Source organism: Psychrobacter muriicola 2pS, from assembly GCF_904846535.1.
Taxonomy (GTDB): Bacteria; Pseudomonadota; Gammaproteobacteria; order Pseudomonadales; family Moraxellaceae; genus Psychrobacter; species Psychrobacter aquimaris.
Window position 1 is genome coordinate 303,882 of record NZ_CAJHBC010000002.1, and the last position, 13,185, is coordinate 317,066.

The following is a 13,185-nucleotide window of genomic DNA, read 5'->3' on the forward strand; positions in this document are numbered from 1 at the left end:
CTATTTATGGAATATTCTACACGGCTGAATACTTCATAAGTTATTTATAGTCATACATTACAACAGCATTACTCAAACTGTCCTATAAGCGTTGTTTATTGGCTCGATATGTCCCAATAAATAACGTTATGTTTTTACAAGCAGCTATTTAGACGTGAAAAGGGTTCCACTTTGCATGTGTTTGACCCTGACCTCATTATTTGTACTGTTCACCTATAGCTGACATTCCCCAACCAAAGATTGCCGAAAATGCCTATCATTAATAAATATCAAATAAGCAGTATATTTGCTGCTATTTTATTGCTCAGTGCTTGCGGGGAACGTACTCCACCTGATCATCGTGCTCCTGTGACATTGCCGCTCTATACGGAAGGTGATGCTGATAATGGCGCGATCATCTATCAAGATGCTTGTGGTCAATGTCATCAACTGAATGCGGGTCTCAATAAAAAAGGTCCGCAGCTGATGAATATATACGGTGCGCCAGCCGCTGAGCTAGAAGATTACACCTATAGTGACGGGTTAAAAACATCAGGTTGGGTATGGGATGCGCAAACGCTCGACCCTTATATTGCGGATGCGGAAAAAGCCATGCTAGATTCAAAAATGCTGTCAAACCCGATGCCCGATGCCCAAGAACGCGCGGATGTAATCGCTTATCTGTCAACGCTTCGTGCCGCCGCACCGATAGCTGAAGATGACTCAAAATAATAGCCAATCTATGGCGTGTCCTCAATCTAAACGAAAGCGACTAAATGGGCTAAAAACGGTTAAATTTTGCCAAACCACGTCAAACAGTTGGTTAATATCTTGATATTATCTGCGCTAGTTTTTTGTTTGGCTGCCATTTATCTCATTTTTATCACCATTTTCAAAATAAGAACACGCCTTAGAAACATTAATCCCATAAAAAATGAGCCACTAATTGACTATGACCCACGCAGCTATCGATAGAGCCATTACAACACCACATCAATCAGCAGCAGAGGTGATTAATACGTCGACCTTTAACGCTGCTGACTATCGTCACAATCAGCAAAAAATTGCCCAGCTCATAGCGCAGTTAAATCAAATTGTGCTAGATAAGCCGCAAGTGGTTAAGCTTGCGCTTAGTGGGGTTTTGGCAGGTGGGCATCTGTTGCTGCAAGATCTACCGGGTATGGGAAAGACGACATTAGCGCAAGGCTTGGCGCAATTATTAGGCTTGAGCTTTAGCCGTGTACAGTTCACCAATGATATGCTGCCAGCAGATATCTTAGGTATGAGTATTTATGATCAAAGTAAACAGCAGTTTGAGTTTCGCCCGGGGCCTATTTTTACTCAGCTGCTACTCGCTGATGAAATTAATCGCTCTAGCCCAAAGACGCAAAGCGCGTTACTAGAAGCGATGGAAGAGCGGCAAGTCACCCAAGATGGGCAAACATATCCTTTGCCGCAGCCATTTTTTGTCATTGCGACCCAAAATCCTCTACAGCAAGCAGGTGTCTATCCGCTCCCTGAATCGCAGCTAGATAGATTCTTATTATGCTTGTCGCTCGGCTATCCGTCGCCTACCGCAGAGCGCGAGCTATTAAAAGGTCAGGATCGCCGCGAGCTACTAAAAAAATTAGATACGGTGCTTGATACCGAGGCGGTCTTATTAGCGCAACAAGGTGTTAAACAAGTTTATGTTGCGGATGTGGTCTTAGACTATCTGCAGAGATTGGTCGCAAAGACACGAGCAAGCTCCGAGTATCATGGCTTATCACCGCGTGGTGTGTTGTCGCTACAGCGTGCCGCACAGGCTTATGCGTACGTATCGGGGCATATGGAAGTGACACCTGAGGATATCCAAGCGGTGTTTGCTGCGGTCACGGATCATCGTCTCGGTCAGCGTTTTGTCCCAGCTCATGTGACTGGTGGGCAAGCGACGCAGACCATCGCACAACGTATATTGGCAGAAGTGGCTGTTGTCATTTAAATGATGGTTATTTAAATAATTGTTATCTAAGTATTTATTTTTCAGTTGCTTGTTGTTTCATGGCGCACATTTATTTTTAAAACTATCGCCAATTATGGATGAGAGTATCAATTTTATGGTAAGGATAGGGTAGTCATGAGCTTTTTACCAAAAGCCTTAACCGTACCAGCCACTTTAGCATTAAGCCGTTGGTTTGCCTCGCGTGCGCCCAAAAGTGATAGTGCCACCCTCAATTTGCGTAACGTTTATATCTTTTTTAGCCGTGAAGGGATGCTATATGCGGTGTTGTTAATCATCACCTTTATCGCTGGCATCAACTATGGCAATAACTTGGTATTAGGTTTATGTTTTTATTTGGTCAGCGTCTGGCTTATCAGCTTTCATGTAACCTTTGCGCACATTTCAGGTCTGCAAGTACGTTTGCTAGAAGTGACTATGGCAGAAGCGGGCGCGCCTGTTTGGGTGACTTTGCAGTTGCGCAGTGAGAGCCGCCAACCAAGACGGCAGTTGTTATTTAGCTTTGAGCAGACTAGTGGCACGGCTAATAGCGAGAAAGATAAAAAAGCCCATAAAAAAATCAAACATAGCGCTAATAATCAACAGTCGATACTGGTGACACGACTGCAAGGCGAGCAAATTATTCGCTTGCCAGTACCGACGCATAATCGTGGGCAGTTTGAATTACCACGCTTAAAAATAAAAACAGTTTATCCTTTGGGCATTATGCGGGCGTGGTCCTATGTCTATTTTGCCCGTACTGCTTGGGTCTATCCAAAACCTGAAGTGTTTGATTGGCAAGCGCAGTATGCAGTTGCCAGTCAGGAGGATTTGCCAACAGGCGGGCAATATCGGCAAGGTCAAGATGATTTTGAGCGGCTAGATAACTACGTTGAAGGCGAGTCGCTGGCACGGGTGTCGTGGGGACATGTAGCACGTGGTCAAGGCATGTTGACCAAGCACTTTGCTGATCCAGTCGGTCATGAGCAAACGTTAGATTATGCGGATATGCCAGCAGCACATCATGAACAAAAACTCGCACAACTGGCGTATGGGGCGATGAAATTAGGTGAACTGGGCGTGATATTTCATATGCGCTTACCCAATGACACGCATTTAGCTGCACCAATGGGTGAAGGTGATAGTTTTGCACAAGCGTGCTTGTTAAGGTTGGCGAAAGCACAATGACTAATAGGACCAACTCTAAACGACTCCCTACAAATGAAACTGAAAACACATTTATAGGTTTTCCTGAAACAAGTCCCACAAGCTTTGAACAGCTAGCATTGGGTAAAAACGCCACTGATCGTGCTCTACAGTATAGCGCTGCCAAATGGTATCGTAAGCTATTCGCCTTGCCTGCTTATTATTGGGTACTAATTGCTCAAATTACCGTTATTTTACCTCATGCCGCGCATCTGCCGTTTTGGCTGATAGGTTTTGCGGTGGTCAGCATCGCCGCACAGCTGCCGCCTATAAAAGCTAAGTTTAAAAAAATAGCGCATCTAAAACGTGTTTATCAAGGCATGCAAATGCTCGGCTTTTTATTGGGTTTGGCAGGTCTATGGCTGACTTACAATACGGCGTTTGGACTGGATATGGGCGTGGCATTTTTAGTGCTCTGTCTCATCAGCAAGCTGTGGGAGATGTATAAGCGGCGTGATGCTTATGTGGTCTTAAATTTATCACTGTTTGTCCTTGCCGCGCTGTTTTTGATGGATCAAGGTCTGGTTACGACTTTAGAAGTGATTGTGGGTGCGGTTATCATATTATTGGCATTTATTGCGCTCAATGATGACGGCAACACTCGCGGTGATGGTCGCTTGCGTACTTTAGGTGTGCTGGCTATTGGGGCGTTACCATTATTAGTCGTGCTATTTGTGTTCTTCCCGCGTTTGCCACCATTATGGTCAGTGCAGCTATCAGGTCAGCAAGCAACCACTGGCGTTTCCGACAGTATGTCGCCCGGTGATTTTGCCAATTTGGGACAATCGACTGAGCTGGCGTTTCGGGTAGAGTTTGCAGAGAATCGCCCGCCGCAACAGCAGTTGTATTGGCGCGGTTTGGTGTTTAGCGACTTTGATGGAATTACTTGGCGTCCTAGCCCTCAGCAGCGACAATGGCGGCCTGCACCGCAAATGCCATCTTGGATTGAGAATGCCTTTGCAACTGTCCCTGATGAAGTAAAAGTTGCCCCTACCAGCTATGAAATTATCCTAGAGCCGACGCAGCAAAACTGGCTATTTGGACTTGATTATCCTTTTGCCCAGCGCCAAGATGTCAGTATTACTTCAAACTTTACCTTATTAAAAGATCAGCCCGTCACTCAGCAGTTACGCTATGAAGTATTTCAATTTGCACCGATGCGTATTGACCCTATTCTTTCGGATGAGTTGCGGCGTCTGAATCTTGCCTTACCAGCTGACGGAAATCCACAAGCGCGAACACTGGCGCAGCAGTTATTTGCGCAATCAGGCTCAGATCCTGTACGCTATATGGCGGCTATTGAACGCTGGATTAATCAAACGGAATTTCGTTATACACTATCACCGCCACGGCTGAATAATAACCGTATTGACGAGTTTTTATTTGAGACTAAAGCGGGGTTTTGTGAGCATTATTCTTCCAGTTTTACCTTTATGCTGCGCGCTGCTGGCATACCCGCACGTGTCGTCGCCGGCTATCAAGGTGGTGAGCTGAGCCGCGGTGGCAATGTGTGGGAAGTGCGGCAAAAGGATGCGCACGCTTGGACGGAGGTTTGGCTTGAGGGTCAAGGCTGGGTACGTGTCGATCCGACTGCCTTTGTTGCGCCTGAGCGTGTCGAGCAAGGGATGGATGCGCTGACGCAGGCACGAGGAGCGGCAATGTTCGGCGATGGAGCTGGCGCGCAAATCAGCTATCAGCAGTATCAAATGCTACAAACCTTACGCCGCCTCTCAGATCAAGCCAGTTATTATTGGCAAAAAGACGTCGTCGGTTACGATCAGGACAAACAAGCTGACTCGCTGCTCAAATGGTTTAACATCCGCTCAGTAATGCAGCAAATTATTTGGTTGACAGCAAGTGCTATTACCGTCATGGCTATTTTAGTCTTTGTCATTTGGCAACGCCGCCGCAAGCGCTGGCATCCAGCAGACCTGCCGCTTGCACAGCTATCAAAACGTATTGGTAAAGTGGATAAAGCGCTTGCTCGTGATGAAAGTGAAGGACAGTTGGCTTGGCTTGAGCGCTTGGCTAAGGTTGTCGATGATCGAGCCAATGATATCAATAGCGATGTAAATAGCGATGTAAATAGCGATGTAAATAGCGATGTAAATGTTTCACGTAGCACTGATAGCAGTAAAGCTAGTAAGCTAACAGATAGTGGTCACTCAAACATTGTCCAAGCAAAAATCATGCAGATGAGGCAGGACTATCGTCAACTGCGTTATGGACGTCTAAGCACACTTGAAGTCAGTAATAGCGAATATCAAACTGTACTCAAACAGCTAAAGAAAGATGCGAGTGAATTATTTTGATGGCTGTTTTGTGAAAGCGTTGTTTAGCACATGGTAAGAGATTAAAGATAATAAAGGAGGCGGCTCTATGGCGATATACGTAGATTTTATGCAGATAGAATTTAAAGGCTATAAATGGTGCCATATGCTGGCTGATACATTGCAAGAGCTGCATGATTTTGCCGCACTAATTGAAGTGGATAAGCGCTTATTTCACCGTAATGCCAGTTATCCGCACTATGATGTCACGGTACAAATGCGAGAAACGGCGATTGAATATGGCGCTATACCTGCTGGTCGAAAAAAGATTATCGAGTGTGCGAAGAAGTTAAAAATAGAGCTACATGATCAAAACAGAGTTATATGAGCAAGTAGCATTTTCTGAGGATTGTTAATAAGTTAATCTTTTAAGGATATAAAAAAGGTGGATTATGCTTTTGCTATTCACCTTTTCGTTTATTCAGGTTTGCACCTAAAGATTATTTCGCAACTGCTGCTTTACTAACGCCATTAAGGGCTTTTGCGATATTATCTATCTCAGTATCGCAACCTTTTATATTATGACGCTCTTTTAGATATTCAGGATTGTTGTAAGACAACCAGACCTTTTTATCGGCGTCTTCACTGATGAGGATTTTTTGTGGTAAGTCGATGGCGACGCTTTGCTCGCAATTCATCAATGGCGTACCTGCTTTTGGGTTGCCAAACATAATTACCTGCGTCGGTCTTAATGTTAAATTGACACCTTGTGCATTCTTCTGATGATCGACGCGCGCAAATACTTTCATGCCTTTGCTTTCGATAATCGCCGCCAGCTTATCAGCGGTATCTTGCACGGAATGATTGCTTTGCATCGTAACCAAGCCTTTTTCGGCATCGATAGCAGTCATCGTTTCTGGCATTGATGGCATTTTATCAGGCGCGTTTAAAATATTTTCAACACTGGCGCAAGATGAGACGGCCAAAGCTATGGCAGCGATAGAGATAATCTTAAGCATAAAAAGTCCTTTTATTATCATTGTTTATTCAGCGAATGATGGCTGGCAACATCGAATATTCATTGTGAACCATAACATGGTGATTCATAAACCACGCATAGTAAAAAGTCGTATTGCCACGCGATTTAACGGATCACTAAGCCAAGCGCTCTGCTAGATAATCTACCAGCAATCTAATCTTTGGCGATAAATGACGATTGTGCGGATATATGGCCCAGATACTTTCTTCAGGCTCTCTGTAGTTATCTAATAAGCTAACCAGCGCACCTGATGCTAAGTATTTTTGCACATAATAATCAGGTAGCTGCACAATACCTAAACCTTTTAGAGCGGCATCAACTAGGCTGTGACCGCTGTTATATTGCACAGTGCCAGACACGCGCATATTTTTTTCTTTATCAGCATCTGTTTTTTCAGAATCTATAAAATGCCAATAATCACGCGTACCAAGTAAGCAGTTATGTTGACTCAACTCGCTCAAAGAATGGGGTGTGCCATGTTTTTTGAGATAAGCAGGCGCGGCACAGACGAAATTGGTACGGTGGCTGAGCTTTTTTGCCATCATGGTTGAGTCGCTTAATTTACCAATACGAATCGCCAAATCATAACCGCCATCAATGAGGTCGATTTTCTGATTGCTCAAAAAAGCCGTCACTTCGATATCATTATATTTCACCATGAAATCATTGATCAGTGGCAACAATTGCTGCTCGCCATAGGTGACAGGAGCGGTCAGTTTGATCCTGCCTTGGGGCTTTGATTGTAAGTTACTTACTGCTTGTTCAGCCGCATCCAAGCCATCGAGCACACCGCGGCAGTGCTGATAAAACACGCGACCTTCTTCAGTCAGTGATACCTTACGAGTCGTGCGATATAGCAGTTTAATATTGAGTCGCTTCTCTAATGCGCTGATCTGGCGGCTGACTTGCGCAGTCGAGATACCAAGCGCTTTTGCACCGCGCGTAAAACTCTCGTACTCTGCCACATAAACAAACTCGCTAATGCCATCCCAGCGCATAATTATTACCACTGTGTAAAAGATATTTGCAAATATAGCACATTGTTATCATTTCAGAAATGACTATAATGGTAAGCATCAAACCTTTTATAGATTGCGACAATGGTGGCTTGCCTCTATTCAGTAAGCACTATAAGCTAAATTGGTCTGCGTTTAATCAATGATAAAACTAATTAAAAGAGAGAGAATGTTATGTCAGATAAATTTATTAAATCGAAAGCTGCCATTGCTTGGGGGCCAAACCAGCCACTATCTATCGAAGAAGTGGACGTGATGCTGCCGCGTAAAGGCGAAGTATTAGTAAAAATCGTGGCAAGCGGCGTTTGCCATACCGATGCATTTACCTTGTCTGGTGAAGATCCAGAAGGCGTTTTTCCAGCGATTTTGGGTCATGAAGGTGGTGGTATCGTTGAGCAAGTCGGCGAAGGCGTGACCAGTGTGCAAGTCGGTGATCATGTTATCCCGTTATACACTGCAGAGTGCGGCGTCTGTAAAATGTGTACGTCAGGTAAAACCAATCTTTGCTCGGCAGTACGTGAGACCCAAGGTAAAGGCTTAATGCCAGACGGCACCACGCGTTTTTATAAAGATGGTGAGCCGATCTACCATTATATGGGCTGCTCAACCTTTTCTGAATATACGGTTTTGCCAGAAATTTCTTTGGCAAAAGTAAATAAAGAAGCGCCATTAGAAGAAGTTTGCTTACTTGGTTGCGGCGTGACTACCGGCATGGGCGCGGTCATGAATACCGCTAAGGTTGAAGAGGGCGCAACGGTTGCTATCTTTGGTCTAGGCGGCATTGGACTGTCAGCGGTCATCGGTGCGGCGATGGCAAAAGCCAGCCGCATCATTGCCATTGATATTAACGAAAGCAAGTTTGAATTGGCTAAGAAACTTGGCGCAACTGACTGCATTAATCCAAAAGATTATGACAAACCGATTCAAGAGGTCATCGTTGAGTTGACCGATGGCGGCGTGGATTATTCATTTGAATGTATCGGTAATGTTGATGTCATGCGTTCAGCGCTTGAATGTTGCCATAAAGGGTGGGGCGAGTCAGTTATCATCGGTGTCGCAGGTGCTGGACAAGAAATCTCTACCCGCCCATTCCAGTTAGTGACTGGTCGCGTCTGGCGCGGTTCAGCATTTGGCGGCGTAAAAGGTCGCAGCGAATTGCCGGGCTACGTTGAGCGTTATTTGGCTGGTGACATCCCATTACAAGATTTCATTACCCATACCATGCCATTAGAAGACATCAACGAAGCATTTGACTTGATGCATAAAGGTGAAAGTATTCGTACGGTGATTCATTTTTAAACATCAGTCGCAACAAAATTGGTTATAAATTTAGCGCTATCAAATAACAATGCTATAAAACAAAGATGCCGTCCTTATATAGGGCGGCATTTTTTTGGCATTGGCAATTATTTTTTGGCGGAAAAAATTATCTGTTCGGCAAGCGTGGTTAGATCTGCTGCTACAAAGTCCGGCGCTGGAACGTTTGGCGCTGATAATAAAGCATTGTGCGGTCGTGTGAGAAACGCCCCTCGGCAGCCAGCTGCTTGAGCGCCAATCGTATCCCAAAGATGACAAGCGACTAAGCACAAATCTGACAGTTCAACAGACAGCTCCTTAGCGACCATTTGATAAGTCTCAGGCGCAGGCTTGAATTTACTGACAGTTTCAACACTAAAATGCTGTTCAAAGAAATGGCTGATGCCTGTCTTTTCAAGCGAGGTCGGGGAAGCGCTACTTGCTGAGTTGGTCAACGTCACCAGTCGAAACCCTGCCTCACGCAGCTTGGTTAATGCTGGTACTACATCAGGGTGGGCAGGCATTTCGCTCATGCGTTCCTTTAACTCATCGATATCGCTATCTATCAGCCTGACGTTATGAATATCAGCGGTCATCTGTAAGGCACTGACGCCAAGCTCACCAAAAGGCGTATAAAGTCCTGACAACGTCATGGTTTGCGAATATAGCACCAATTGCGCAAACCATTCTCTTAGTAGCATTTTATTGCCAAATAGGCGAGCGAATAATGGTTCAAGAGTAGTAATATCGAGTAGCGTCTCATTGACATCAAACACGATAATAGGGACAGATGTATCAGAGGACATAAGGAATCCTTTTATGAATAGCTAACGAAACCTTGTCAGAAAGTCTAGTCTGGCATGTCAGCCAACTGCTGCAAGATATTCTTAAAATTCTCCACGCCTTGCGCACCACTAACCAGATGGCGCTTATTAAAAATCACCGCTGGCACGCTTTGAATGCCTTGTTGTTGCCAATGTTGCTCAGCAGCGCGAACCTCTTTAGCAAAACGCTGATCTTCTAACACGGCTAGCGCCTCATCACGATCTAGTCCAATCTCTGCTGCAATATCGGCAAGCACGGCATTGTCGGAAATATTGCGACCATTGGTAAAATGAGCGACGAATAACGCCTGCTTTAATTCATGCATGCGACCTTGCTGATCTGCCCAGTGCAGCAGTTGATGCAAGTTGAACGTGTTGTGCATACGCGTGTCATCGTTAAAGTTAAACGTAAAGCCAACCTCATTACCGGCTTCCATTAATCGAGCACGGCTAGCATCAGACTCTTGCTTGCTCGAACCATACTTCTCCATGATATGTTCACGCATATTTTGTCCTTCGCTTGGCATATTTGCATTAAGCTCAAACGGATGCCAGTGAATCTCATGTTCGGTGTTGGTTTGCTTAAGGGCTTCAGCAAGCTGGCGGTAACCGATGACGCACCAAGGACAAACAACGTCTGAGACGATATCTATGCGTAGTGGTTGCTTTGAGGATAACTGCTCTGAGGGTAACTGTTTTGAATGTTCCATATTTATCTGCCTAGTTCATGATTTGTTTTTTATATAAGCTGTCTGTGGTCGACCGCCTTATAAATCAATGCTAAGAGAATAAGGGAACGATTACAATATCGTCTAAGTGACTGTTTAATAAGCGTCTGTCTAATGAGTAGCTGCTTAAATGACTGTTCAAATGACCCAGCGATGCATTGAATCATAAGCGACTTATTAACAAAATAGGTAATTACTTAACCAATCTGTAACGGTCATAAAACTGGTTTTTGCTTAAGGTTACGATATAAAAATCTTGGAGTAGTAAATGAAAAATATCACTGAAGCCATGAATTGGCGTTATAGCACCAAAGAGTTTGATGCCAATAAAAAGATATCAGCAGCAGACTTTCAAAGCTTAAAGGGTATCCTACGATTGAGCCCATCAAGCACTAATATTCAGCCTTGGCACTTTGTGATCGCTGATGATGAGGCTGGCAAGGCACGTATCGCAAAGGGTACGGAAGGGATGTTTGAGTTCAATACAGCAAAGGTGAAAGATGCCTCCCACGTCATCATTTTCTGTAGCCGTATCTATGCTGATGATGAATTTTTGCATGAAGTATTGGATAAAGAAGAGGTGGATGGTCGCTTCGCAGAACCAAAACTCAAAGAGCAAATGCATCAAGTGCGCAAGATGTTTTTGGACATTCGCCGTTATGAGCAAAAAGACGAGCCGCATTGGCTGGTCGAGCAAGTGTATCTAAATATGGGTGCATTATTGCTGGGTGCTGCTACTTTAGGGATTGATGCCGTACCGATGGAAGGCGCTGATCTAAAGGCACTCGATGAAGAGTTTGACCTACGTAGCAAAGGCTACACAGCCGTTGCCGTCATTGCGCTTGGTTATCGTAGTGAAGATGACTTTAATGCAAACTTACCAAAGTCTCGATTGAGTGAAGCGAGCATTATTACTAAAGCCTAACGTGTTACGTATATCCGATCCGTTTAGCCAAGCATAGATGTCGAATAGCCCTGTAAACATTGAGTTTATGGGGTTTTTTACACTAAAAAACGGCCGTATCAAGTGTGGTTTATTGAACCAGTCCCACATAAAGTAGATTGACTGTTAAAAGTCTCATAGATTAAAAACTACACTGCAATAACTACAAAGTAAAAACAAAACAACGTTTTTGATAAGCCATAATAAATCGATTGGCGCTACTTTTAAGAAGCGTTTACTACCATTCTTTTATGTTTATTTGCCAGCGGGAAGCCAGCATGTCTACTTTGACCTTAACCATCAATAAGCAAAATTATCAGCTCGATAATCTTGATCTGCGTACGACGTTGCTAGATGTCTGTCGTCAACACCTCAAAATTACAGGTCCTAAAAAAGGCTGTGACCATGGTCAGTGCGGTGCTTGTACCATACTTATCAATGGGCGACGGGTTAACGCTTGTTTGACCCTAGCGATCATGCACGATGGCGATGACATTACCACGATTGAAGGTATTGGCATGCCCGAATCATTATCAGCATTGCAACAGGCTTTTGAGGACAATGACGCGTTTCAATGTGGATATTGTACGCCTGGGCAAATTTGTTCAGCGACCGCGCTCATCGATGAAATTAAACAAAACTGGCCCAGTCATGTCACTACAGATTTACAAAATCCTGATGGGTTGTTGGTACAAGAAATCGCTGAGCGTATGAGTGGCAATATTTGCCGCTGTTCTGCTTATCCCAACATTATCAAAGCCATTTCACAAGTTTTAGAAAATGAAATGAATGATTTATCTAAAAATGACGCAGTACAAAAATCAGAGGTGACGGGTATTTGGTCGCCACCACCTAGTGAAGCGCAGCTAAGTAGCCAAACGACGAACCATAACAATACGTCAGGAGGTCGCTCATGAAACGCTTTGAATACAGTCGTGCTACCACGCCAGAGCAAGCCGCCACTTCTGCCAGCCCTATAGATGCCTCATTTATCGCAGGGGGTACCAACCTTTTAGACTTAATGAAACTAGAGATTGAGATGCCAATCAAGCTGGTAGATATCACTCGCTTAGAATTAGCACAAATCGAGAAGACTACAGATGGTGGCCTACGTATCGGTACGCTAGTGACCAATAGTGATTTGGCCGCGCATCCTGAGGTTATTGCCAATTATCCAGTTTTATCACGGGCGATTTTGGCAGGTGCGACGGGACAATTGCGCAATAGAGCGACGACGGGTGGTAATCTATTACAACGTACTCGTTGCTACTATTTTTATCAGACAGACAGTGCCTGTAACAAGCGCAATCCAGGTTCTGGTTGTCCAGCCATAAATGGTGAAAATCGTACGCTGGCAATTTTAGGTACTAGCGATGCCTGTATTGCTCAGCACCCCTCCGATATGGCTGTAGCGATGCGTTTGCTCGATGCTACTGTTGAGACGCTAAAAGCGGATGGTTCAACGCGTAAAATCGCGATTAAAGACTTTTATTGTTTGCCAAAAGACACGCCACATATCGAAAACATTTTAGAATCTGGTGAGCTTATCACTCATGTTGTGTGGCCAGCGCCTGTCAACGGTATGCACACTTATGACAAAGTGCGTGATCGCGCATCCTATGCTTTTGCCTTAGTCTCCTGTGCAGCGGTAATAGACGTTACTGATAATGGGCGTTTGGACACAGTGCGCCTAGCATTCGGCGGTATTGGTACTGAGCCATGGCGCAACGAAGCCGTTGAGGCATTGCTGACGGGTACTGATGGCAATGAAAATGTCATTAAACAAGCAGCGGATTTATTGCTAAAGGATGCTAAAGGTAGCGGTCAAAATGATTTTAAAATACCGCTGACCCGCCGTCTACTCAAACAAGTTATTCAACGCGCATTAGTGGGCAAGGGAGCATAA

General features: G+C 44.5%; 13 protein-coding genes. 9 read left to right on the forward strand and 4 right to left on the reverse strand.

All coding sequences use genetic code 11. The annotated features are described in order from the left end of the window. Nucleotides 1–249: 249 nt before the first annotated feature. The 5 genes from JMX93_RS03705 (at nt 250) to JMX93_RS03725 (ending at nt 5,821) form a co-directional block, all read left to right on the forward strand. Complete coding sequence (locus JMX93_RS03705) at nt 250–711, forward strand: c-type cytochrome (protein ID WP_443518327.1); 462 nt, start codon at nt 250–252, stop codon at nt 709–711. 220 nt (nt 712–931) lie between these two features. Next, nucleotides 932–1,960, forward strand: a complete 1,029-nt coding sequence (locus JMX93_RS03710) for an AAA family ATPase (protein ID WP_499204018.1) — start codon at nt 932–934, stop codon at nt 1,958–1,960. A 135-nt stretch (nt 1,961–2,095) separates the two neighbouring features. Then, nucleotides 2,096–3,145, forward strand: coding sequence for a hypothetical protein (locus JMX93_RS03715; RefSeq protein WP_499203892.1), 1,050 nt, complete (start codon nt 2,096–2,098; stop codon nt 3,143–3,145). Next, a complete protein-coding gene (locus JMX93_RS03720; protein WP_499203893.1) occupies nt 3,142–5,475 on the forward strand; it encodes a transglutaminase TgpA family protein in 2,334 nt (777 codons plus the stop codon). Before JMX93_RS03715 ends, JMX93_RS03720 begins: the two co-directional genes overlap by 4 nt. A gap of 67 nt (nt 5,476–5,542) precedes the next feature. After that, entirely contained in the window at nt 5,543–5,821 is a 279-nt protein-coding gene (locus JMX93_RS03725; RefSeq protein ID WP_198331795.1) for a DUF4031 domain-containing protein, read from the forward strand. Between the two features lie 112 nt (nt 5,822–5,933). Here JMX93_RS03725 and JMX93_RS03730 read toward each other — a convergent pair whose 3' ends face one another. Continuing rightward, entirely contained in the window at nt 5,934–6,452 is a 519-nt protein-coding gene (locus JMX93_RS03730; protein WP_443509976.1) for a DUF302 domain-containing protein, read from the reverse strand. 136 nt (nt 6,453–6,588) lie between these two features. After that, nucleotides 6,589–7,470, reverse strand: a complete 882-nt coding sequence (locus JMX93_RS03735; RefSeq protein ID WP_499203894.1) for a LysR family transcriptional regulator — start codon at nt 7,468–7,470, stop codon at nt 6,589–6,591. Nucleotides 7,471–7,677: 207 nt separating this feature from the next. On the opposite strand from JMX93_RS03735, the gene JMX93_RS03740 reads away from it, so the two are divergent. Next, nucleotides 7,678–8,787 (forward strand): S-(hydroxymethyl)glutathione dehydrogenase/class III alcohol dehydrogenase, encoded by a 1,110-nt coding sequence (locus tag JMX93_RS03740; RefSeq protein ID WP_499204019.1) that lies wholly within the window; start codon nt 7,678–7,680, stop codon nt 8,785–8,787. 107 nt (nt 8,788–8,894) lie between these two features. Here JMX93_RS03740 and JMX93_RS03745 read toward each other — a convergent pair whose 3' ends face one another. Together JMX93_RS03745 and JMX93_RS03750 are read right to left on the reverse strand one after the other, a co-directional pair. Then, nucleotides 8,895–9,590: a haloacid dehalogenase type II gene (locus JMX93_RS03745; protein ID WP_496191196.1), complete on the reverse strand. Its 696-nt coding sequence runs from the start codon at nt 9,588–9,590 to the stop codon at nt 8,895–8,897. A gap of 44 nt (nt 9,591–9,634) precedes the next feature. Further along, nucleotides 9,635–10,318: a DsbA family oxidoreductase gene (locus tag JMX93_RS03750; RefSeq protein ID WP_499203895.1), complete on the reverse strand. Its 684-nt coding sequence runs from the start codon at nt 10,316–10,318 to the stop codon at nt 9,635–9,637. A 286-nt stretch (nt 10,319–10,604) separates the two neighbouring features. Here JMX93_RS03750 and nfsB point away from each other — a divergent pair, with 286 nt between their 5' ends. The 3 genes from nfsB (at nt 10,605) to JMX93_RS03765 (ending at nt 13,185) form a co-directional block, all read left to right on the forward strand. Next, nucleotides 10,605–11,261, forward strand: coding sequence for an oxygen-insensitive NAD(P)H nitroreductase (gene nfsB, locus JMX93_RS03755; RefSeq protein ID WP_499203896.1), 657 nt, complete (start codon nt 10,605–10,607; stop codon nt 11,259–11,261). A gap of 296 nt (nt 11,262–11,557) precedes the next feature. Then, nucleotides 11,558–12,196: a 2Fe-2S iron-sulfur cluster-binding protein gene (locus JMX93_RS03760; RefSeq protein WP_499203897.1), complete on the forward strand. Its 639-nt coding sequence runs from the start codon at nt 11,558–11,560 to the stop codon at nt 12,194–12,196. Then, on the forward strand, nt 12,193–13,185 hold the full coding sequence (locus tag JMX93_RS03765) for an FAD binding domain-containing protein (RefSeq protein ID WP_499203898.1): 993 nt from the start codon (nt 12,193–12,195) through the stop codon (nt 13,183–13,185). Before JMX93_RS03760 ends, JMX93_RS03765 begins: the two co-directional genes overlap by 4 nt.